22 protein-coding genes are annotated in these 21,628 nt (G+C 71.9%); 8 read left to right on the forward strand and 14 right to left on the reverse strand.

Going from position 1 to position 21,628, the window contains the following annotated elements:
- Positions 1–3: 3 nt before the first annotated feature.
- A complete protein-coding gene (locus tag ACQPZF_RS13340) occupies positions 4–1,266 on the forward strand; it encodes a LuxR C-terminal-related transcriptional regulator (protein ID WP_433271701.1) in 1,263 nt (420 codons plus the stop codon).
- Here the strand turns inward: ACQPZF_RS13340 and ACQPZF_RS13345 are convergent.
- Genes ACQPZF_RS13345 through fabG form a run of 8 tightly spaced genes read right to left on the reverse strand, consistent with a single transcriptional unit; the run spans position 1,233 to position 6,806 of the window.
- Complete coding sequence (locus ACQPZF_RS13345) at positions 1,233–1,937, reverse strand: 2-hydroxychromene-2-carboxylate isomerase (RefSeq protein WP_433271702.1); 705 nt, start codon at positions 1,935–1,937, stop codon at positions 1,233–1,235. The genes ACQPZF_RS13340 and ACQPZF_RS13345 overlap by 34 nt on opposite strands.
- Complete coding sequence (locus ACQPZF_RS13350; protein ID WP_433271703.1) at positions 1,934–2,701, reverse strand: alpha/beta fold hydrolase; 768 nt, start codon at positions 2,699–2,701, stop codon at positions 1,934–1,936. Before ACQPZF_RS13350 ends, ACQPZF_RS13345 begins: the two co-directional genes overlap by 4 nt.
- Entirely contained in the window at positions 2,691–3,761 is a 1,071-nt protein-coding gene (locus ACQPZF_RS13355) for a beta-ketoacyl synthase N-terminal-like domain-containing protein (protein WP_433271704.1), read from the reverse strand. Before ACQPZF_RS13355 ends, ACQPZF_RS13350 begins: the two co-directional genes overlap by 11 nt.
- A complete protein-coding gene (locus tag ACQPZF_RS13360) occupies positions 3,758–4,978 on the reverse strand; it encodes a beta-ketoacyl-[acyl-carrier-protein] synthase family protein (RefSeq protein ID WP_433271705.1) in 1,221 nt (406 codons plus the stop codon). Before ACQPZF_RS13360 ends, ACQPZF_RS13355 begins: the two co-directional genes overlap by 4 nt.
- Positions 4,966–5,223: an acyl carrier protein gene (locus ACQPZF_RS13365; protein ID WP_433271706.1), complete on the reverse strand. Its 258-nt coding sequence runs from the start codon at positions 5,221–5,223 to the stop codon at positions 4,966–4,968. The genes ACQPZF_RS13360 and ACQPZF_RS13365 overlap by 13 nt, the downstream gene beginning before the upstream one ends.
- Positions 5,220–5,684 carry a 3-hydroxyacyl-ACP dehydratase FabZ family protein gene (locus ACQPZF_RS13370; protein WP_433271707.1) on the reverse strand — a complete coding sequence of 155 codons (465 nt, stop codon included), beginning with the start codon at positions 5,682–5,684 and terminating at the stop codon, positions 5,220–5,222. Before ACQPZF_RS13370 ends, ACQPZF_RS13365 begins: the two co-directional genes overlap by 4 nt.
- Entirely contained in the window at positions 5,677–6,060 is a 384-nt protein-coding gene (locus ACQPZF_RS13375; protein ID WP_433271709.1) for a 3-hydroxyacyl-ACP dehydratase FabZ family protein, read from the reverse strand. Before ACQPZF_RS13375 ends, ACQPZF_RS13370 begins: the two co-directional genes overlap by 8 nt.
- Positions 6,057–6,806, reverse strand: coding sequence for a 3-oxoacyl-ACP reductase FabG (fabG, locus tag ACQPZF_RS13380; RefSeq protein ID WP_433271710.1), 750 nt, complete (start codon positions 6,804–6,806; stop codon positions 6,057–6,059). The genes ACQPZF_RS13375 and fabG overlap by 4 nt, the downstream gene beginning before the upstream one ends.
- 130 nt (positions 6,807–6,936) lie before the next feature.
- Here fabG and ACQPZF_RS13385 point away from each other — a divergent pair, with 130 nt between their 5' ends.
- Positions 6,937–7,905, forward strand: a complete 969-nt coding sequence (locus ACQPZF_RS13385; protein WP_433271711.1) for a beta-ketoacyl-ACP synthase III — start codon at positions 6,937–6,939, stop codon at positions 7,903–7,905.
- Here ACQPZF_RS13385 and ACQPZF_RS13390 read toward each other — a convergent pair.
- Together ACQPZF_RS13390 and ACQPZF_RS13395 are read right to left on the reverse strand one after the other, a co-directional pair.
- On the reverse strand, positions 7,846–8,802 hold the full coding sequence (locus tag ACQPZF_RS13390; RefSeq protein WP_433271712.1) for an NAD-dependent epimerase/dehydratase family protein: 957 nt from the start codon (positions 8,800–8,802) through the stop codon (positions 7,846–7,848). The genes ACQPZF_RS13385 and ACQPZF_RS13390 overlap by 60 nt on opposite strands.
- A 33-nt stretch (positions 8,803–8,835) precedes the next feature.
- Positions 8,836–9,819 carry a LysR family transcriptional regulator gene (locus tag ACQPZF_RS13395; protein ID WP_433271713.1) on the reverse strand — a complete coding sequence of 328 codons (984 nt, stop codon included), beginning with the start codon at positions 9,817–9,819 and terminating at the stop codon, positions 8,836–8,838.
- Positions 9,820–9,892: 73 nt separating this feature from the next.
- Here ACQPZF_RS13395 and ACQPZF_RS13400 point away from each other — a divergent pair, with 73 nt between their 5' ends.
- The gene (locus ACQPZF_RS13400) at positions 9,893–10,693 is read left to right on the forward strand and encodes an ATP-grasp domain-containing protein (RefSeq protein ID WP_433271714.1); all 801 of its coding nucleotides are present in this window, start codon (positions 9,893–9,895) and stop codon (positions 10,691–10,693) included.
- A 32-nt stretch (positions 10,694–10,725) separates the two neighbouring features.
- Here the strand turns inward: ACQPZF_RS13400 and ACQPZF_RS13405 are convergent, their stop codons facing one another.
- From ACQPZF_RS13405 to ACQPZF_RS13420, 4 genes are all read right to left on the reverse strand, one after another.
- Positions 10,726–11,988 (reverse strand): YeeE/YedE family protein, encoded by a 1,263-nt coding sequence (locus ACQPZF_RS13405; RefSeq protein WP_433271715.1) that lies wholly within the window; start codon positions 11,986–11,988, stop codon positions 10,726–10,728.
- 55 nt (positions 11,989–12,043) lie between these two features.
- On the reverse strand, positions 12,044–12,259 hold the full coding sequence (locus tag ACQPZF_RS13410) for a hypothetical protein (RefSeq protein ID WP_433271716.1): 216 nt from the start codon (positions 12,257–12,259) through the stop codon (positions 12,044–12,046).
- A gap of 66 nt (positions 12,260–12,325) precedes the next feature.
- Positions 12,326–14,020, reverse strand: a complete 1,695-nt coding sequence (locus tag ACQPZF_RS13415) for a hypothetical protein (protein WP_433271717.1) — start codon at positions 14,018–14,020, stop codon at positions 12,326–12,328.
- Positions 14,020–15,801, reverse strand: coding sequence for a hypothetical protein (locus ACQPZF_RS13420; protein WP_433271718.1), 1,782 nt, complete (start codon positions 15,799–15,801; stop codon positions 14,020–14,022). Before ACQPZF_RS13420 ends, ACQPZF_RS13415 begins: the two co-directional genes overlap by 1 nt.
- A 406-nt stretch (positions 15,802–16,207) precedes the next feature.
- Between ACQPZF_RS13420 and ACQPZF_RS13425 the strand changes: the two genes are divergently transcribed.
- From ACQPZF_RS13425 to ACQPZF_RS13445, 5 genes are all read left to right on the forward strand, one after another.
- A complete protein-coding gene (locus ACQPZF_RS13425; protein ID WP_433271719.1) occupies positions 16,208–16,993 on the forward strand; it encodes a hypothetical protein in 786 nt (261 codons plus the stop codon).
- A gap of 67 nt (positions 16,994–17,060) precedes the next feature.
- Positions 17,061–17,471, forward strand: a complete 411-nt coding sequence (locus ACQPZF_RS13430) for a VOC family protein (protein WP_433271720.1) — start codon at positions 17,061–17,063, stop codon at positions 17,469–17,471.
- A 1,071-nt stretch (positions 17,472–18,542) separates the two neighbouring features.
- Positions 18,543–19,544: an efflux RND transporter periplasmic adaptor subunit gene (locus tag ACQPZF_RS13435; RefSeq protein ID WP_433271721.1), complete on the forward strand. Its 1,002-nt coding sequence runs from the start codon at positions 18,543–18,545 to the stop codon at positions 19,542–19,544.
- The gene (locus ACQPZF_RS13440; RefSeq protein WP_433271722.1) at positions 19,541–20,239 is read left to right on the forward strand and encodes an ABC transporter ATP-binding protein; all 699 of its coding nucleotides are present in this window, start codon (positions 19,541–19,543) and stop codon (positions 20,237–20,239) included. Before ACQPZF_RS13435 ends, ACQPZF_RS13440 begins: the two co-directional genes overlap by 4 nt.
- Complete coding sequence (locus tag ACQPZF_RS13445) at positions 20,236–21,546, forward strand: ABC transporter permease (RefSeq protein ID WP_433271723.1); 1,311 nt, start codon at positions 20,236–20,238, stop codon at positions 21,544–21,546. The genes ACQPZF_RS13440 and ACQPZF_RS13445 overlap by 4 nt, the downstream gene beginning before the upstream one ends.
- Positions 21,547–21,628: the final 82 nt, after the last annotated feature.

A 21,628-nucleotide genomic window follows, 5' to 3' on the forward strand; every position in this document is an offset into this window, starting at 1 on the left:
GGGGTGCCCTTGGGGCGACAGGAGCTGCTCGACCGGCTGGAGCGGGCAGTGGGGCCGGGCCTGACCACGCTGGTCGGCCCGGTGGGCGTGGGCAAGAGCGTGCTGGCTGCGGCGTTGGCGCGGCGGCGGCCGGACGTGCGGCTGGCGGACGTGCCTTCCGGTGGGCTGGTGGCTTCGGGCGTGCCCGTGCTGGCGACCGGCCGCGAGCCGTTGCGGCTGCCCGGCGAGGTCGTGGTCGAGGTGGAGCCGTTGGCGCTGCCGGAGAACGGTCTGCCGCTGGAGGTGTTGGCCGGCGTGCCGTCCGTGGCGGTGCTGGTGCGGGCGGCGCGGTCGGTGCGGCCGGGGTTCCGGCTCACCGAGGCGAACCGGGACGACGTGGTGAAGCTGTGCCGGGAACTGGACGGGGTGCCGTTGGCGTTGGTCCGGGCCGGTGAACGGCTCAAGGTCGCGCAGCCGGGCGAGTTGCTGGCCCGTGTGCCCGAGCTGCTGCCGGAACTGGCGGAGCACGTGGCGACGCTGCCGGGTGCGGCGGCCGACCTGCTGACCGGGTTGAGCCTGTTCGCGGCCGATTTCGGGGCGGACGCGGTGGAAACGGTCACCGGACGCCCGTACGCCACCACGTGGGACCTGGTGGAGCTGTTGGTGGACAAGCGGTTCCTCGTCGTCCGCGAACCGGAGACGGGTGGTCTGCGGTTCCGGCTGCCGCCGACCACCCGCGCGTTCCTGGTCGGCCGCAACGGTTCCGACGTGCGGCGCAGGCACTGCGGGTTCGTGCTGGCGGAGATGGGCGCGCGGGCGGACGTGGTTCCCGAGGACATGGCCACCGCGTTCGGGTTCCTGACCGCGCCGGAGGAGGCCCGCCGGTTCGCGTTGGCGGCGGCGGAGTACCACGCGGCACGCGGCGGGCTCGACGAAGGCCTGGTGTGGCTGCGCCGGGCGCTCGGGTTGACCGAGCGGCCCGGCGCACCCGCGGCCTCGCCGCTGACCGCGCGCCAGGAGGAGGTGGCGGAGCTGGTCGCGCGTGGCCTGACCAACCGGGCGATCGCCCGCAGGCTCGGGATCTCCGAGTGGACCGCGGTCAACCACGTGCGCGAAGTGCTGCGCCGGCTGGACATCTCGTCACGGGTGGAGGTGGCGCGGTGGGTGGCCGCCCGCGCTCCTCACCCGCACCCGCCCGCCGCCCCTCGCCCGCACCCGCCCGCCGCCCCTCGCCCGCACCCGCCCGCCGCTCCTCACCCGCACCCGCCCGCCGTGTCGCGGTCGTAGCCGCCGACCCGGTCGAGGGCTTCCGCCGGGACGCCGTCGACCGGGTCCGGGTCCTCGCTCCGCTGCAGCGCCGCGACGAAGTCCGCGACCCGGTCCAGGCCCCAGAACCGTTGCCGGCCGAGCTTGAAGTACGGTGCGCCGAACACGTCGTCGTGGTAGGCGTCCACCAGCGCGCCGACACCTTCGGCCTTGATGTCCTCGTCGTGGGCGGCGGCGAGCAGGTCGTCGGCGTCCAGCCCCACGGACACGGCGAGCTTCGCCAGCACGTCCTCGTCGCACACGTTCTCCGCGCGCTCCCAACGCGCCGCGGTGACCGCGTCGTAGAATTCACGGCCCGCGCCGAGGTGGGTGGCGCGCACCCACGCCAGGTGGGGCCGTTCCCACCACGGCTCGCCGATGTCGACCGGCCAGCGCATCGGGTAGCCCAGCCGCGCCGAGATCCTTTTGGTGTCACCTAGGATGTAGAGGTGCTTGGCCTTGCTCATCGGCGTGTACAGGATCTCGGCGTCGCGGTCGGCCAACGCCTTCACGGTGGCGTCGTCGGCGTCCCAGTACGGCCGGAACGCGATGCGCCGGTCGGCGTCGGGCAGCAGCTCGCGCAGCCGGCGCACCGCCATCCAGCTATACGGGCTGCGGAAGTTGAAGTAGAGCCGGGGAACGCGCCTGGTCATGGCTGGTGGACCTTCCGGTGTTCGGTGACGCGCAGGAAGCCGACCAGCCGCGCGGCGACGTCGTCGGCCTGCCGCACGTGGCAGCAGTGCGTGTAGTGCGGTCGGCGGTCGACCCGTGCCGACGGCATGGCCTGGGCCAGGAATCCGGCCCGGTCGGCGCTCAGCGCGGGGTCCTCGTCGCCGACGAGCACCAGCGCCGGCACCTCCACGGTGGCCAGTGACAGGCTGGTGGTCTCCACGAACTGCCGGTACAGCACGTCGATCCCGGCGTCGCCGACGCGCTTCAGCGCCAAGTCGGCCATGGTCTCCAGCAGTTGGCCGTCGAGCAGGCGTCCCCGTGCGGCGAGGGCGACCCGCAGGCCGTCGAGCACCGCGTAGCGGAACACCGCGACGAAGTCCTGGCGCAGCAGGTCGTCCACGCTCCGCCTGGGGTCGCGGTAGAACGGCGCGAGCAGCACGACACCCGTGACGTCCCGTGCGCCGCCGTCCGCCAGGTGCTCCAGCACGGCGTTCGCGCCGAACGAGTGCGCGGCGATCGCGTGCGGACGTGCCGGCAGCGCGTCGAGTGCTCGGGAGATCACGGTTCCCGGCGCCCGCTCGGCACGCCAGGCGTGACCGCCGGATGCTCTCCACGGCAGGTCGGCCGCGAACACCCGGTACCGGTCGCGCAGCCGCAGCGCCAGCGGCTCCCACTCCTGCCAGGAGCCCTCCGCGCCGTGGAACGCGGCCAGGACCGGGCCGTCGCCACCCAGGTCAGTCCACACTGCCGAGCACCGCCACACCCGCCGAGCCGTCCGCCGACACCGACGTGACCACCGAGCACCGACCGGCACCGGCCCGGTGGTGCGCCAGCAGGGCCGCGAGCTGGAACGCGCCGGACGCCGCGTCGCACTCGCCGACGAGGTTCTTGACCGGCAGGCGTTCCACGTCGCCGAGCACGGCGGCGATGCCGGTGCGTTCGGCCGCGTCCAGGTCGTCGTCGCCGCGTTCGCTCGTCGCGACCGCCCACACGTCCGACGGCGCGAGGCCGGCGGAGCCCAGCGCACGGGCCAGGCAGAGTGCCAGGGTGCGGTCGATGTCGTCGCCGACCGCCGATTCCACCGCCAGCACCCGGGCTTCGGCCTTGCGGCCTGCCGCTCGTGCGGTGTCGGGCCGTTCGACGACGAACACCGCCGCGCCTTCGCCCAACGGGACGCCGTCCGTGCCGTGGCGGACCCGGTGGTGCCACGCGCGATGCGGGCTGAGTTCTTCGAACGCGCCCGCGAGCACGGTGTCGGCGTGCCCGCGCGTCAACGCGTTGCGCGTGTAGCGCAGCACCTGCACCAGCGAAAGCTGGCCGCCGGCGACGGTCGCGTTGACGCCCTTGAGGCCGTGCCAGATCGCGGAACGCCCGGCCGCGCAGTTCATCACCGTGGTGGGGAACAGCATCGGCTCGACCAGGTACGGCTTGTCCTGCACGAGCGTGTCCCGGTCGTACTCGGCCACCGACCGCACACTCCCGGCCGTCGTGCCGAGCACCACTCCGCTGCCGTCGGCGTTCTCGTGATCGACCAGCAGACCCGAGTCGGCCAACGCGTGCCTGCCCGCGACCAGGGCGAGCGCCGTGCCGCGGTCCAGCGAGCTGGTTCCTTTGCGCCCCAGGTGTTCCCGGACCTGGAAGTCGACCATCGCGGCGACCGGTCCCACGGGGAGCTGCCCGTCGAACAGGTCCCCCGGATCGGTGACGCCGCTGCGGCCCGCCAGGACGGCGGCGGCGAAGTCGTCCGCGCCGATACCGGTGGGCGAGGCCACGCCCCACCCGGTGATCGCGAGTTCGCGGCTCACCCCAGCCTCCCGAAGATCGTGATGGCGTTGTTGCCGCCGAAGGCGAACCCGTTGTTCTGCACCACGTCCAGCCGCGCCGGCCGGGACCGGTTGGGCACCGGGTCGATGCCCGCCAGCGCCGGGTCCGGCGTGCGGTAGTTGACGGTCGGCGGCAGGAACCCCTCGGTGATGCCGAGGATCGCCGCGATGGCGCCGAAACCGCTGGCCGCGCCCATGGTGTGGCCGAGCATGGACTTGATGGAACTCATCGGCGGCGGGCGGTCGCCGAAGACTTCCTTGACAGCCTGGGCTTCCGCCAGGTCGTTCGCGGCGGTGCCGGTGCCGTGCGCGCAGATGTAGTCCACATCGGACGGCACGATGCCCGCGCTGTCGTGCGCCTTGCGGATGCACTTCGCGATGCCGACCGGGTCCGGCGCGACCGGGTGGTTGGCGTCGCAGGTGAGCCCGTAGCCCATCACCTCGGCGTAGATGAACGCGCCGCGGCTCAGCGCGGAGTCCAGTGACTCCAGGAACAGCGCGCAGCCGCCCTCGGCGGTGATCACCCCGGACCGGTCCCGGTCGAACGGCGCGCTCGCGTGCTCCGCCAGCGCGCCGAGCCGGTAGAACCCGGCGTGCGCCCACCGCACGGTGGAGTCCGCGCCCGCCGCCACCATGTAGTCCGCCTCACCGCTCGCGATCAGGTCGTAGGCGTACCCGATCGCGTAGTTCGCCGCGGCGCACGCGGTCGAGAGCGTCATCGCCTCACCGGTCAACCCCAGCTCGCGGTTGACCGCCAGCGCCAGCCGGGACGCGGGCAGCTTGCCGACCGCGTCCGGCGACGACGCCGCGAACCCGTCGGCCACCCACTCGCCGCTGAGCTGCTGGAGCACCCGCGACTCGCCGCTGGTCGTGCCGACGCACGAACCCGACCGCGCGGCGGACAGCACCGCGGGGTCGATCTTGGCGTCCTCCGCCGCGAGCCGGGCCGCCGAAGCGGCGAACAGGCTGCTGCGGCCCCACTCGGCGGCGTCCAGGACGCGAAGGTGGTCGCCGGGCGCGAAGTCCGGCACCTCGCCCGCGACCACGTGCGGGAACCCGGTGGTGTCGAAGCTGGTGATCGGCGCGACCCCGCTGCGACCCGCGCGCAGCGCCGCGCCGAACTCCGCGACCCCGGTCCCGATGCTCGACACCGGGCCGAGCCCGGTCACCACGACCCGGCGGTCCACTACTCGGTCCACTGGGCGTACTTCGCGACGACGTCGTACAGGGCTCGGAGGCTGGTCATGTTCGGCAGCTCCTCCTGCGGGATGTCGATCTTGTACTTCTTCTCGATGCGGGCCAGCAGCTCGATCGCGCGCAGCGAGTCCGCCTCGTGGTCCTCCGCGAACAGACCGTCGTCGGTGACCTCCCCGACCTCGACCTCCATCACGTCGGCCGTGATCGCGCGCAGCTCTTCCAGGTGCTGGTCGACAGCCTGGGTCATCGTTGTCCTCCTAGGGTTTCGGGTACCGCGAGGCCGAGCATCGAGCCGACGGACGCGATCAGGCGTCCGTCGACCCTCGTTTCGCCGCGCAGCAGCGCTTTGTCGTGCGCGGCGTGGTCGAGGTGGACTTCGTGCCGGAGCACGTCGCCCGGGAAGGCGCTGCCGTGGATCGCGAAGTCACGCACCGAGCCGAGCATCGGCGTGCGCTTCTCCGTGCTGTCCATGGACAGCAGCCACAGCAGGGCGCCCGCCTGGCCGAGTGATTCCAGCAGCAGCGAGGCCGGGTAGGCGTAACCCGCGCGGGACAGGCCGTCGGGCAGGTCGGCGTAGCAGGGTTCGCTGCCGCTGACGGCCTTGACGGCGACGATCCGCCGGCCGGGCTGGACTTCCAGGACCTGGTCGACCTGGAGCATCGGGTGGCGGTGGGGGAGCAGCGCACGGACCTGCCGGTGGTCAAGCACCGCCGAGCACCTGCCCCAGCTCCAGCTTGACGCGTGCGGTCTCCCGCCCACCGGAGTGACAGCGCGCGTCGACGTCGAGCCGTCCGTTGTGGCGTCGCAGGGTGAAGTCGACGGTGAGCGTGTCACCCGCCGTGACGGGCGCGGTGAACCGCGCCGACTTGACCTTCGCGAGCGCCACCGGCGGCCCGTGCTCCTCGGCGATCCGCCGGGCCGCCCGGTACACCGTCTCGATGGTGAAGACACCGGGGTAGACCGGGTTGCCGGGGAAATGCCCGACAAGGTAGGGATCGGTGGCCCGGACCGTGCGGACACACCGGTACCCGTCCGCGCTCGCGGTGACCTCGTCCGCCGCGGCCGGCGGTTCGGCGTAGGTCACAGCACCAACCCCCCATCCACCGCGACGACCTGGCCGGTGATGTAGGAAGCCCGGTCGGACACCAGGAACGCCACCAGGTCGGCCACCTCGTCGGCGGTGCCGAACCGCCGCAACGCGACCGCGTCGGCGATCTTCGCCCGCGCCGCTTCGCCGAGCCCGGCCGTCATGTCGGTGTCGATGAGACCGGGCGCGACCACGTTGACCCGCACGTTGTAAGGAGCCAGCTCCTTGGCGAGCGCGAGGCTCATCCCGTTGACACCGGCCTTGGACGCGGCGTAGTTGGCCTGGGTGGCGTTGCCGTGCAGGCCGATGACCGAGGACACGTTGACGATGACGCCCCGCTTGGCCTTCATGAACGCGAACGCGGCGGCCTTGCAGAAGTGGTAGGCCCCGGTGAGGTTGGTGTCCAACACGGCCCGCCAGTCCCGTTCGGGCATCAGCACCATCGGGTTGTCCCGCACGATACCGGCCGAGTTGACCAGCACCGACGCCTTGCCCAGCGCGCGGTCGGCGTCGGCGAGGAACCCCTGGACAGCCGCCCCGTCCGCCACGTCGCACCGCGCGTGGAACGACCGGACCCCGAGGTTCTTCAGCTCCTGGGCGGTCTTGCGCCCGGCTTCGACATCGGCGAGGTAGCAGAAGGCCACGTCGTACCCCTCGGCGGCCAACCGCGACACCACGGCCCGCCCGATCCCCCGGGATCCGCCGGTGACCACGGCGACCGGGCGCTCGTCGTTGCTCTGCACGTGTTTCCTCCTTGGTCGCCGTAGAGCATGTCGGCGGGGGAGGAGGCGTCACAATGGCTGGCACCTGCCATGCCCGCATGGCTGGTCCTGGTGATGCCGGCCGGCGGGAACACCGGGATCGTTGCGGTCCATGGACCTCCGCACCGCCACCCCCTCCCACGCCAGGCTGATGGGCCTCGGGGCCATGCGCCCGACCCGTGTGGTGACCAACGACGAGCTGTCCACCCGCATGGACACGTCCGACGAGTGGATCCGGACCAGGGTCGGGATCTCGACCCGCCACTTCGCCGCGCCGGACGAGAGCGTCGTCGACCTGGCGGAGGCGGCGGGCGCGAAGGCGGTGGCGGACGCGGGCCTCGCACCGTCCGATGTGGACACGGTGATCGTGGCGACCTGCACGACCCCCAACCAGATCCCCAACGCGGCGGCCCGGGTGGCGTCCCGCATCGGCATTCCCGCGCCGGGGGCGTTCGACGTCAACGCGGGCTGCGCGGGCTTCTCGTTCGCCCTGGGCACGGCCACGTCACTGGTGACCTCCGGCACGGCGCGACACGTGCTGGTCATCGGCGCCGAAAAGCTGACCGACTGGATCGACCCGGACGACCGCGCCACCGCCATCATCTTCGGCGACGGCGCGGGCGCCGCCGTCGTGGGCCCTTCGGAGCGCGCCCTGATCGGGCCGACCGTGTGGGGCAGCGCCGGCGACCTGGCCGGCACCATCGCGGTAGGCGACCACGGCTACGTCGTGCAGGACGGCCCCACGGTCTTCCACTGGGCCACCACGAAGATCGCGCCGGTCGCGCGCCGGGCGGTGGAACGAGCCGGCCTGGCCCTGTCCGACATCGACGCGGTGGTACCCCACCAGGCCAATCTCCGCATCATCGAGGCCCTGCTGCGGGACCTGCGGGAAGAAGGCGCCCGTGACGACGTCGTGGTGGCACGGGACATCGTCCACTCCGGCAACACGTCGTCAGCCTCGATCCCGTTGGCCTTGGAAGCGCTGCGCTCCGACCGGAGCCTGAAGCCGGGCGCGGTGGCTCTACTGGTCGGTTTCGGAGCGGGTCTCTCCTACGCGGCCCAGGTGGTCGTCTGCCCGTGATCCGAACGTGTCGCGAATCGCGTCATCGACCGCACCGGCCGTGCCTCCGCCGATGAACAGCTCACGCAACAGCAGGTTCGACAGGTGGGCCGGGTCCAAACCCGATTCCTTGCCTGCGAACGCGTGCACCAGACCGGTCAAGCGCAACCCCACCCGCACGACCGCCGGGGACAGGGAACGGACACGTCGCGGATTGCCGGTGGCCGCGGCGATACGCGCGAACATCTCGCGCCACGTCAGATTCTCGTCGCCGATCGGGATGTCCGCCCCGGACGCATCCTCCAACGCCTCCACCGCCACCTCGGCCACCCGAGCCGCCGTGGTGGCAGCGCTCCCTCCCGGCGGCGCGACCAACGGCGACCGGGATCGCGCCCACCTCTCCAGCGGCCCGGACCAGTTGGGCAGGCGGTTCCCGGCACGGCCGAAGACGAACGGGAGTTCCAGCACCGCCACGGGAAAGCCACCGGCCGCCCGTGCCGCACGCGCCTGCTCGACGCGGCTGCGGATGTACGGGTGCAGCTCCGTCAGCCGCCACTCCGGGTGCTCGCGGTGGAAGTGGGTGTAGTAGGAGCCGAGCACGACAGCCCGGGTCAAGCCCTCCTCGCGAGCCGCCGTGAGCAGTCTCGTGACCGGCTCCGCGTTGCCCTTGAAGAACACCGGATACGCGGGCTTGCGCGGGACGTCCCGATCGTCCACGCCCGCCGCGAACACCACACCGTCGTGACCGGCCAGCAGCGTGCGCAGGTCGGCGACGGTCGCCGTGGTCGCGTCGAGCGCGTGGTCCACACCGGCCCGGCGGGTGCGGGCGACGGCGGTCGACTCGTGTCCGCGTCGTCGGAGTCGCCCGACGATGTGCTGCCCGACCAGCCCGCTCGCACCCACCACGAGAATCCTCATGGGAGGATCATGCCGGTCGCGGCGGTTCGCCGTTCATCCCGTCGCACGACCGTTCGGGAACACCTCCCCGAACTCCGGATGCTCCGCCAGGAACCGCGTGTAACGGGGCTGGCGGGCGACGATGTCCCGGTACGCCACCCGCGCCAGCTCCACCACCTGGTCCGCGAACGCCGCCGCCGGACCGCCCGCGTGCCAGCCGATCAACGTCCGCCACCGCAGCGGACTGCCCGTCAGCGCCACCGGCACGACCCCGGGGATGCTGCGCACCAGCGGCTGCGCCACACCCACCACATCGCCCTTCTCCACCAGCTCGATGCAGCTCACGACGTCGGTCTCCTTGATGCTCAACGGCGTGAACCCGGCCCGGCTGCACGCCGCGACCAGGCAGTCCGCGAGACACCCGTCGCCGGGCGGCCCGGCCCAGTGCTCGCAGGACAGCTCCGTGAGGTCCACCTCGTGCCGCGCGGACAGCGGGTGCCGCGCGGACAGCAGCACCCACACCGGCTCCACGGACAGCTCCTGCCACGTGATGCCGGAACGGCCCGGCGGGCGCTGGTCCCCGCACATCCCGGCGATCGTGAAGTCGAGCCGCCCGCCCGCCGCCATCCCGGCCAGCTCCTCGATCGACCACGACACCTGCGTGGAGACCTGGAGGTCCGGGTAGCCGGCGGCCAACTGGTGCACCAGCCCGCCCAGCACGCGGCCGGTCGCGCCGCCCAGCCGCAGCCGGGTCGGCACGGACGCCGAGTCGGCGGCCAGCCGGGCGATGTCGTCGCGCAGGCCGGACGCCGTGGACAACAGCACCTTCGCCCGCGCGAGCACGAGTTCGCCGAGCGCCGTGGGCGTGGTGCCGCGCCGGTCGCGTTCGAACAGCGGGCCGCCCACCGACTGCTCTATCCGGCGCAACTGCGTGGTGACGGCGGGCTGCGCGAGGCCCAGCACAGCGGCGGCGCGGGTGATGCTGCCCGCCTGGGCCACCGCGCATACCAGTCGGAAATGGCGCAGCTCAAGCTCCATACCACGCACGCTAGGCGTCACGGCGGCGTGGCGGAAGACGGTGCTCCCGCCGGTCCGTGCTTGGCTATGGTCCGTGGCGAACGGGCGTTTTCCCCAGACCGGGACGCGGCACTTCGTGGCCCAGGTGGAGCAGGCCGCGGCGGAGGCGGGCGCGAAGGTGCGCTGGCACTCCGACCACTGGCTGGCCGAGCTGGTCGCCGACGACCGGCGGGCGCTGGTGATCGGCCAGGTGTTCCCGGTGAACAACGCCGCGTCGGCGCAGGTCGCGACAGACAAGGTGGCGACCTGCGTGCTCCTCGGGGACGCGGGCCTGCCCGCCGTGCCGCACCACCTGCTGCGGTTCGCGGGCCTCGCCGACCCGGTGGCGCTGACCCGGTCGCTGGTCGGCCTGCCCGCCGTGCTCAAGCCGCACCGGGAGAGCAGCGGCGTCGACGTGCTGCGGGCACGCGACGACGAGGAGGCGCGGCGGGTGCTGGACCACCTGGCGGGCCGGTACCGGGCGATCGCCGTGTCGCCGTTCCTCGCGATCGAGGACGAGTTCCGGGTCGTCGTGCTCGACCGCGAAGTGCTGCTGGTCTACCGCAAGGCGATCGCACCGGGTGAGTGGCGGCACAACCTGAAGTTCGGCGCACACCCCGAACTCGACGTCACCCCGACGACCGCCGCACCGCTCGAAGCGCTGGCCCTGGACGCGATGCGGGTGCTGGACCTGCGGTTCGCGAGCGTGGACGTGGCACTGGTCGCCGGCCGGCCGATGGTGCTGGAAGTCAACAGCGGGGTGACCCTGGAACACTTCAGCCAAGCCGGCGAACGCCACCACGCCATCGCCACCGACGTGTACCGCGCGGCCGTGCGCGCCTGCCTGCACACCTGACGCGCCCACCCCCGGCGGTGCGGCACGGCTGATCAGCAGACGCTGTCGCTCGGCTTCGGGTTGGCCAGCCCGAACACCGGACGCAGCCGGAGCCCGAGCCACGTGCCGCCGAGCGCGAACAGCCCCCACAGCCACCCGTGCAGGCTGCCCACCGAGATACCACCGAGGTAGGCGCCGATGTTGCAGCCGCCCGCGAGCCGTGAGCCGACCCCCATCAGGACCCCGCCGAGGATGGCGGCGACCGCGGTGCGCCAGGGGATCCGGCGGTGGAGCCGCCACGCGCCCGCCGCTGCCGCCGCCACCGCCGCGCCGATCATGATGCCGATGTTGGTCAGACTCGTGCGGTCCACCCAGATCGGCCCGGCGAGCGCCTTCGCGTTGGCCTGGGTCTGCCAGAACTCCCACGTCTCCGGCTGCAGGCCGACCAGTTGCAGGAGCTTCGCGCCCCACAGCGCGAACGCGAACGTGATGCCCCAGATCCCGCCGGACACCAGGAAGACCCCGGCCGCCAGCACACCGAGCACCACCGCGCCGACCAGCATCGGCCACGCGCCGCGCAGCACGCGCGCGAAGCCGTGCGCGGTCGGCACGACGTCCGCCGGCGGCGGGTTGCGGCGGGCCTGCACGACGCGGGTGAGAGCGACGATCCCGACCAGCGCGGCGATCGTGACCAGCCACGAGCCGAACCAGCCGACGTGGTCGGCCAGCAGCACGCCGGGCAGCGCGGGCCAGCCGTCGAACAGCGGGAACGCCCACGTGTAGAGCACCGACCCGGCGATGAAACCACCGAGCGTCAACACGATCGCGGACTGGCCGGAGCCGACCGCGAACAGCGTGCCGGACGCGCACGCGCCGCCGAGCTGCATCCCGACCGCGAACAGCACCGCGCCGACCAGCAGCGCCAGGCCGAGCGGCCCGCCGGTGGCCGTGGGGACCGAGCCGAACAGCCCGGAGCCGGTGGAGACGATGAGCGCGATCAGCGTCGCGGCGGTGCCGAGCAGGAGGCTGTGGGCCCGCACGCCCTGGCCGTTGCCGACCGCGACGAGCTGCCGCCACGCCGACGTGAACCCGAACCGGGAGTGGAACAGCGCCAGGCCGAGCCCGAGGCCCAGCGCCAGCAGCGCGCCGGACTTCCCGCCGTAACTCGCCCAGACGTGCCAGGTCAAGCCGACCGCGAGCCCGCCGGCCACCACCAGCGGCACGACCCGCACCGGCTCCTCCGGCTGCGGTGTCGGCGCGGCGCACGACGTGGGGGAGGAGAGGAACCTGTTGACTGTCGAGGATGTGGACGCCACGGGTGCTCCTTGGGTGGGGCCTGGCCGCCGAGAGGCGACGGCCAGGCCGCTCGGTTCAGTTCGGGATGATCCCGTTGGGTGCCTTCACCACCGACTGGACGAGCCCCAGCACGGGCACGCCGAGGACCGGGGTGAACGTCCAGAGGTTGTGCAGGTCGGAGGTGTCCGGCTCGTCCACGACCACCGGGTCGGCGAGCGCGGGGCCGGCCGCCCCGGTCAGCGCCAGTCCGGCCAACACGGCCGCGACCAGCGCGCGGGAAACGTTCTTCATGGTCATTCCTTCCTCAGTAACGGTTCCGGCTGTCGCCGGCAGGTACTCCCTGCGTTCTTCCGATGTTCAGGTCAGTAGTGCGCTCACCGGCACAACGGTCGCCTTGGGCACCCATTGGCCGGCCAGTTCCTCGGTCATCGGCATCCCCGGCGCATGCGCCTCGCCCGGCCCCATGGGCATGACGGTGACCTGTGCGGCGGCGAAGATCCGCACACCGTCACGGCCGCGCTGGTCGCCCAGCCACGCGTCGAAGCCCGCCGGGGTGGGGTTCGCGCCGCCGAACCTGTTGCCCACGGCGACCGCGTAGCCCACCGGCAGCGGTTCCCTCGGGTCGAACCGCAACGGCACGGACACCGTCGTCACGGCCGTGACCAGCGGTGTGGTCAGCAGCCACGGCGCCAGGTAGAGGCCGTGCGCGTAGACCGGGCGTTCCGCCTGCTGCGCGCCGGCCGCGGTCAACGCGCCGTAGGCCGCCGACCAGCCCGAGACGGCCAGCAGAACGTTGTCCGGCCGGGGTTCCGCGTCGACCCGGAGGCCGGCCGAGTCCGCCGCCTCACGGACCACCCGGGCCGCTGCCGTGCCGCGTGGCGTGGTGTCCGAGGCGAGTGTGATGCCGCCGGCTCCCCGTGCATCCAGGAAGCCGACCAGCTTCCGTAACGCCTCTTCGTCCTCAGTGGACAGTCGGTCGGCCGGGCAGGACTCCAGCACCTCCTTCCGATCGGCGAGCAGACCGCCCAGTGCGGCGCTCGCGCACTCCGGGTCGACCACCGGACCCGGTCTGCTGCCGGTGTCGACCTCGACCACGGCCTCGTCGGAGCCCGAGGCCAGCACGATCCGACTCCTGCCGGCCGGGAGTTCGACCTCCGCCCAGGTCCCTTCCGCACCCGCGCGGGGCACCGCGGGCACCGCGCCCACCCGGATGCCGTCGCCCGCGCCCGCCGGGAGGTGCACCAGGTTCCGGCCCGGCCGGTGCGGGGCGACTAACACCGGAACCCGTTGCCCGGCAAGGACTGTCTCCACCAGCACCGGCACGCCGGGAGTCGGCAGGTCCGCCGGGCGTGGCACCGCCGCGATACTGCTCCACGCCACGAACGCGAGCACGATCCCCGCCGTGCCGTACCGGTACGCGCGGTCGGGACCGAGGAGCGTGACCACCAACGGCAGCACCACCACCGCGAGCAGCGTCACGCCGAGCCACGTCTCGTACACGCGGCGGTCGAGCGCGATCCCGGACACGCCCAACCGGACCGCGCCCGCGACGACCAGCGCCACACCCAACGTCAACGCGAGCTGGCGCGCCCGCAGCCCGGCGCCCACGTCCGCCGCCGGCACGGCGAACGTGAGCACCGCCAACCCGAACCACGTGACCGCACCGGCCACGTAGACCGTGTCGACCACGAACTCGACACCGGATCGCCCCGCGGCGGTCTCGATCACCAGCAGCAGCACCAGGAGCACCGCCACACCGCGGGCGGCCTTCGGCCTGCCCAGCAGGGCCGGCACCGCCGCGACCAGCACGACGTGCGCCGCCGCGCCGACGGCGGCGACGTCCAACGCCACCGCGGAGACCACCGCCGGCGCTGCGGACAGCGCCGACACGGCGGCGGTGAACCGCACCGCGTTCCGCGGTAGCGCCGCCACCTGCGGCCGGATGATGCCGACCCCGGCGACGAAAGCCGTGGCCAGCAACAGGACCAGCCGCAGCGTCAACGGCCAGGCCGACGTCCCGACCGCGTCGAGACCACCGTGGGGGTGTTCCATCACTTCACGTCGGCGTCGGCGACGACGAACAGCTCGGAGTGCGGCTTGGCGTTGCCGAACGGGCCGTGCGGCCAGTTGGCCCGGTTGAAGTTGATCCCGACCTGGCCGCTGAACTCGTCCTTGAACGCCGTGTCCAGCGACAGCTTGCCGTCCGGACCGACCTTGAGCACGTTCACCTTGTGGTCACCGTCCAAACCGGACCGTGCCACGAAGTAGTTCGACACCGCGATCCGTTGCGGGGAAAGCGTTTCCTGGTAGAGGCCGTCCGCGCCCAGCTCGAAGTTGTCGTACGCGCCCCAGTGCGGACCGGCCGCCGACTGGCCGGGGTTGATCGGCGCCGCACCCGCGACCGTCGGGCAGTCCGCCTCCGCGCCGCCGTTCCGCGCCTCGGCCAAGGTGTCGATGCGGCACTGGAAGTCCGTGCCCGCCGCGAGCAGCCGCTGGATGTCCAGCACGTACACGCCGCCGGTCGTGCCCGGGTCGTCCGGACCCAGCGCGCCCTTGCCCCGCCCGGAAATCGCCCGGTACAGGTACTTGTCGTCCGGGCTGGTCTGGATCCAACCGCCGTTCGAACCGCCGCCGTTGCTGTCGTTGCCCGCGAAGATCGCCTTGTTCGCGGCCCCGTCGTCGAACACCTCGTACCAGTGCGGCTCGGCCGCCGTGATGTCCGGCGTGTAGTGCACCGCGCCACCCTGCATCGTCTGGGCGAACGCGCCCTTGTGGTGCGGCAGGTTCGTCACCGTGGTCTCCATCACCGCCCGGCTCTCCGCGTGCAGCGGGTCCGCCGGATCGGCCCGGGGCCCGTCCTGGAGGTAGGACACCGCGCGGAGCCTCGGGTTGTCCCGCTCGGTGATGTCCCACGTCCGCACGGTCGGCCGGCGCAGGTACGGCGACGGCTGCTTCACCGGGTCCAGGATGATGTTGCGCGGCTCCGCGTAGTCACTGGTGACCAACGTGTTCAGGTCCTCGCGGGCCTGGATGCCGTGCGGGTTGGCACACGTCGGCGCGGCTAGCTGGGGCAGGTTCGCGCACAGCTTGGCGTTGTCGCCCTGCGGCGTCGCGGCGGAAGTCTGCGACAACACCCTGCCCGTCCGGTCGAACCGGACCAGCGCCCCGGGACTGCCCGCGAACCCGTTGCCCACCACCGCTTGCCCGTTCGCGTACAGGTACGGACCGGGCACCACCGGACCGCCCATGTACGTGCCGTACGCGGTGCCGTCCTTGAGCGTCCAGTAGGCGTCCGGCACCGAGCCGCCGAGCGTGTTCGTCGGCAGGCTGATGCCTTTGAGCTTCAACTCGGGCAACGCGCTCACGTCGAACGCGTAGGTCGCGGCGGCGAACAACGCGCCCGCGTAGACGGTGTCCCCCTTGTGCCACACGTACTGCATGTGGTGCGGCTCGTTCTCCACCAGCGGGCCCACCGTGGCGGTGTTGACCACCTTGCCGTAGCTGGGCGAGCCTTCCGTGGCGTCGATGACGGCCAGGAAATCGGGACCGGGCAAGGCGTTGACGACCTTGCCGAGCCCACCGCCGAGCGAACCGGGCAGGTTCTTGAGGTCCTTCACCAAGGTGTCGGCGATGTTCTCGTCACCCGCCCACACCAGCAGCCACTTCTTCCGCTGTCCGCCGGCGGCCACGAGACTGCCGACGAGGTGGTTCCTGACCCAGTACTGCTTGCCGTCCGACGCGGTCTTGGTGTCGGTGGTGGTCCGCACGTCGGCGTACGCGCTGGTGCTCTCCCCGGAGTAGGTCACCGCGCCGGCGGCGAGCACGACCGCCACGGCGCTGATCAGAGTTTTTCGCCATCGTGGCGAGTTGGACAACATGCACACCCCTAGTTGCGAAATGCCATCGGAAATGGGCGCGGCGAATGACCGGAATGGTCATCACGGCTCTCGGGAGTGTCAAACGCGACCAATGGGTGAGACGCCGAGAGGTGGTGGCCGGGTTCCCCTGAACGGAGCACGGTGTTGGTTCGAATTCGCGTCATTCTTGCGAACGGAGTGTTAACCGCGCAGGTAGAAGTGCCTTTGTGGTGATCACAGACGGTCATCGTGGGACGGCCGCGCCGAACGAACCCGAATGAATCCGAACGATCCGGATCCCGCGGACCGGCGACATTCGAACCCTTTCGGTGCGCTGCCCAGTTGTGCCGGGTGCGGCCGTCGACCCCGGAAAGGAAGCGCTGTGTCCGTCCACGAGTTCGCGGAGAGCCTGCGAACACTGCACGTCGAATGCGGCAAGCCGAGCTACACCCGCATACGGGAACTCGCGCCGGAACACCCACTGCCACCCGCGACCGTCAGCGAAGTCCTCAACGGCAGACGGCTGCCCAAGGCGGACTTCGTGCAGGCGTTCGTCCGAGCCGTCCTGCGCCACCGCGACGGCGGCGACTCGCGGCGGCACGACGACGAAGTGGCGCGGTGGCGGAGGAAGTGGCAACAGGCTGTGCTGCGCCCACGCCGTTCACCACTGGATCGGGGATTGGCGGCGCAGGATGAGGAGGGCCGGCGGTGGGGTGACGCCACGTTGGGGTGCTTCGCGCTGTACGGACTGGACGGCGAGGCGGTTTACATAGGACAGGCCGACACGTCTTTGGGCGGCGCCGTGCGGGCACGGCTGGCGATGCTGCCCGACCCCGTGGCCGAAGTGGAGCTGTGGCCCGCTTGGCACCTGTCCACCGCCGGGCCGGCACTGGACCTGTTGGAACGAGGTGTCTACCGGAAGGCGTTCGGCGCACCGGTGGACCTTCCCCCGTCACACCGGTTTGCCTTGGGCGGCAACGACGACGACGCGTGCATCGCCCGCCGAGCCGAAGACCTGGCCCGCCTGGCGTCGTCCGTGCTGGACGGCGGGCCGGCCGCGCAGGACGTGCGCCGGACACTGGCCGTTCAGGCAACCCAACTCGCCCGGCTGGCGACGGCCCGTTTCACGCGGCTGACCGGACAGTCGGTATGGGAGGCGGACCTGTGAAACGCCGCGTTAGCGCCGGGCGGGATGTGTTGCGAGGATGTGCCCTCAACCCTCCGAGGAGGACCCGATGGCCTCAAAACTCAACCCCTACATCAACTTCGCGGGCGACGCGCGCGAGGCGATGAAGTTCTACGAGGACGTCTTCGGCGGCACGTTGCGCCTGAACACTTACGGTGAATACGGCTCAGCGGACGCGCCCGAAGCCGACAGGATCATGCACGCGACGTTGGAGACGTCCAGCGGTTTCACGCTGATGGGCGCGGACACGCCGCCGGGGATGCCGCACAACCCCGGCGAGAACATCACGGTCAGCCTCAGCGGCGACGACGGCGACGAACTGCGCGGCTACTGGGAGAAGCTGTCCGGTGACGGCCAGGTGACCGTCCCGCTGGAGAAGCAGATGTGGGGCGACGAGTTCGGCGCGTGCGTGGACCGGTTCGGCATCCCGTGGATGGTGAACATCACCCCCCGAAGCTAGCTCCGGACACGGCCCTCAGCCCGCGGTACGGCGGGGGACAAGTCTGGGCGCAGAGCCAGGTCTGACGGAATCCGGCTGTGTCGTCGGATGCCCGTCAGCCTGCCCGGCCCACACCCGCTTCCGGGCGCCGTCGGATCGCACGCGCCAGGCCCGCCACCTCAGAGTCCGTTCGGGACCGACGCGGGATATTCACCCCATCCCAAACGACAGTTTCGGCGCTTCGACCACGGGAGCTCTCGCACTCCGACAAGCCGCCAGCAGCGACCGAGCCAACTCCTCGGCCCGAACGGGAGGACAGCCACGTACGAACGGGAGGACAGCCACATACGCCCGTCGGAGCGCTACACGGCCGCACACCACGCGCCGCCCTGCGCCCCCCATACCCGGACCTGCCACACCCCGCGAGGGCCGAGAGCCGCCCTGCCCCGCGCACACTCGACTCGCCCGCGCCCACTCGACTCGGCTCCGGCCTACGCCCGATAGCGGCCTCGATGACCACCCGGCCGCCGCCGGCTCGGACTCAACCAGCCGCCGACCGGGGGCGACCCGCCGCCAGCCGGGCCGATCCACCGCCAGCCGAGTTCGTCCAGCCGCCGACCGAGGCTCGACCCACCGCAGACCGAGGCTCGACCAGCCGCCAACCGGCCCAAGCTCGTCGCGAGGGCACAAGCCCCAAGCCCGCACCCAGCCGACCACGGGACCGCCCACATGCCCCACCGACCACAGCGGTACTGTGCGTTCACAGTGGTTCGCGAGATCCCCATGAGGACCCGACCACACCGACGGAGCGATCAGGTGGCCGCCGGGCCGCCGCGCTGTCTTTTTTAACCGGCAACGAACAGCATGGCGGAAAAGTGGCAGGTTGGCGACGGATTCACTACTTGAAGTGAAAGTTCGTCGTCCGGTAAACCTATAGGGCCTCCGACCGCATTGGGGGTGCGTGGAGCGGGGGAGTGGCAGGTTGTGCCATTGGGGCGTCTTCTTTCGGCGCCGATGCAACCCCGCGCGGCGCTCATGCGTCATGTCGGTAGGTTTGGCCGAACCGGCGTGGGATCTGTTGGGGGGAAACCGGTGTCGAAACGAGTGCTGTCGCCTGTCCTGGGACTGGCGGGGCTGGTGGTGCTGTTGGCCGCCCAGGCGTGCACGTCCGGCGGATCGCAGGCGGCCAACCCCGACCTCGCTCCCCGGGGCACCACGATGACCACCGCCAAACCGACGCGGCAGGACCTCAGCAACAAGGTCAGCCTCACCGGCAAGGTGACCATGAACCCCGTCTTCGGCCTCACCGCCCCGGTCGCCGGGCAGATCCGCTACCTGACCGTCCCCGAAGCCCAGGCCACGCCCACCAAACCGACGCGGGTCGCCACCGTGTGGGCCGACGGCCTGCCCAACCACGTCGAAGTGCCCGCCGGGGCCACGTTCGGCGGCCGGCTGGTGGACGACCGGTCCACGGTGACCGCCGGGATGCCGGTCGTGTCGGCCAAGTACGCCGGGTACGGCATCGTCGCCGACATCAACGGCGAGCAGGCCTACCAGATCTCCGACGCCTCGCAGGGCACCGTCCAGGCGCAGATCAAGAACGGACCCGGGCCGTTCGCCTGTTCGTTGCTCGGCACGATCGCCGCCCTGCCCTCGGGCACCGTGCCGGCGGCGCCGCCCGAGCAGCCGGAGGAGCCGGAGCAGCCCGAGGGAGGCCGGCCTACCGGTGCGGCAGTGCCGGAGCAGCCGAAGGGCTCGTCGGACCCGACCGGGTTGCGGCTGGTGTGCACGGCGCCCGACGACGTGAAGCTGATCAACGGCGCCACCGCCACGCTGGAAGTCGTCACCGCCAACGCCGCCAACGCCCTCGTCGTCCCGGTCGAGGCCGTCGCGGGCGGGCAGGGCAAGGGCAAGGTGGACGTGCTCGGGCCGGACGGGACGAAGCAGACCAAGGACGTCGTGCTCGGGCTCACCGACGGCAAGGTGGTCGAGATCAAGGAAGGCCTCACCGGCGAGGAGACGCTGGCCGTGCCGGGGCCGGACCTGCCGCGTGCGCCGGACGGCCAGGCCAGGCCCGAGGCGGGGTCGCGATGACGCCGCTCATCCGCCTCACCGGCGTCACCAAGACGCTGAAGGGCCAGGAGGAGCCGCGGGTCATCCTGAACGGCGTCGACCTGACCGTCCACAGTGGAGAGAGCATCGCCATCCTCGGCCGCTCCGGTTCCGGCAAGAGCACGCTGCTGAGCGTCATCGGCCTGTTCGACCGGCCCGACGCCGGCCAGTACGTGTTGGGGGAACAGGACATCACCCGCATCCCCGAACGCAAGGCCGCCGCGCTGCGCAGCGCCGAGTTCGGCTTCGTGTTCCAGCGGTTCTTCCTGCTCAAGCAGCTCACCGCCGCGCAGAACGTGGCCATGGCGCTGGTCAACGGCCAGGGCTGGCTGCCGCGCCGCAAGCGCCGGGCCAAGGTGCTGGCCGCGCTGGACCGGGTCGGCATCGCGCACCTCGCCAAGCACAAGCCGCCCAAGCTGTCGGGCGGCGAGCAGCAGCGGGTCGCGATCGCGCGGGCGCTGGTGCGGGAGCCCAGGGTGCTGCTGGCGGACGAGCCGACCGGCGCGTTGGACACCGAGACCGGGAACATCGTGGTGGAGGCGTTGCGCGCCACCACGGACCAGGGCTGCGGGCTGGTGCTGGTGACCCACGACCAGGACCACGCGGCGAAGATGAGCCGGGTGCTGCGGCTGTCCGACGGGCTGCTGAACCCGGCCGCGGAGCGGGTGGTCGTGTGATCCGGCTGTCGGGGCGGCTGCGCTCGTCGCTGGTCATCGGCGGGCAGGGCATCCGGGCGCGCAAGCTGCGCACGTTCCTGTCCATGATCAGCCTGTTCATGGGTGTGCTCGCGGTCGTCGTGGTGCAGGCGGGCGCCGAGATCGCGAACCGCGCGATGCTCGCGGATGTCGAGCTGTCCCAGGGCAGGGACGGCACCCGCCTGATGTACCTGAACCCGGAGGGCAAGACCGTCGAGACCGCGCTGGAGGTGCTCGCGGGACGCTCCGACGCGGTGGCGATGACCAGCGCGTCGGCGATCATCGGCGAGCCGGGTGTCAAGCCGGTCAACGAGGGCGGCGGCCCGATCGACCAGCCCGGCAACTACGGGCGCAACATGACCTGTGACATGAACGGCTGCTACGAGCTGCCCGACGAGAACGAGGGCGCTCCGTCCGGCCAGGCCGTGGAACTCCAAGTGGTCGGGTTGACCGGCGACATCCGCGCGTTCCGGCCGTTCCGGACGGTTTCGGGGGAGTGGTTGGACTTCGGTGGCGATCCGTCGCTCGCGCCCCGGCTGGTGTTGAACACCAAGGCGGCGGAGGCGTTCCAGCGCTACCAGGTGCCCGCCGAGATGCGGCTCCAGGGCTCGACCGTCAACGCCACGCCGCGCTTCGTCGGCGTCGTGGAGGACGGCGGGTACATGCCCGCCGCCTACGTCCGGTCCGACGAGCTGCGAAACTGGCTGCCGGCGGGCGGCATGGGCAGCGGCAACCGGAGCGGTCCGGGGCTGCAAGTCATGTTGTCCCCCACGGCCACCGAGGTCGAGCACACGCTGCGGGCGCGGCTGGTCGCGGGTGGCACGCCCGCCGACCAGATCAGCGTCAACACGGTCAACTCGCTGGAGCGCATGTCGACCGAGCTGCGCCTGATGCGGCTGATTTTCCTCGGCATGGCGGCGCTGGTGCTGCTGATCGGTGTGGCGGGCATCCTCAACGTCGGCCTCGCCACGGTGGGGGAGCGGATCGAGGAGTTCGCGCTGCGCCGGGCGGTCGGCACGCCGCGGTTGCTGTTGGCGGGCATCGTGCTCGCCGAGACCCTGCTGACCGGTCTGCTCACCGCGGCGGCGGCGATCGGCGTGGGGGTGGCCGGAATCCAGGTCGCGGGCAGTGTGTTCGGCTCCCGCTACCCGTCCTTGCAAGGCGTCGAGTTCCCGTGGCAGGCGGGTGTCGCCGGGGTCGTGGCCGGCCTGGTGGCCGGTGTGCTGGGCGGACTGGTGCCTGCGCTGCGGGCGGCCCGCATCCCGATCGCCACCGTGATGCGGGCGTAGTCGGGCGTCGCCAGGTTCACCCCATCAGGTTAGGAATGGGACGGCGGCGGCTGCGACCATGTATCTGTGGTGCGACGAAGCG

This window comes from Actinosynnema sp. CS-041913, assembly GCF_050942485.1.
In the GTDB taxonomy this organism is placed as follows: domain Bacteria; phylum Actinomycetota; class Actinomycetes; order Mycobacteriales; family Pseudonocardiaceae; genus Actinosynnema.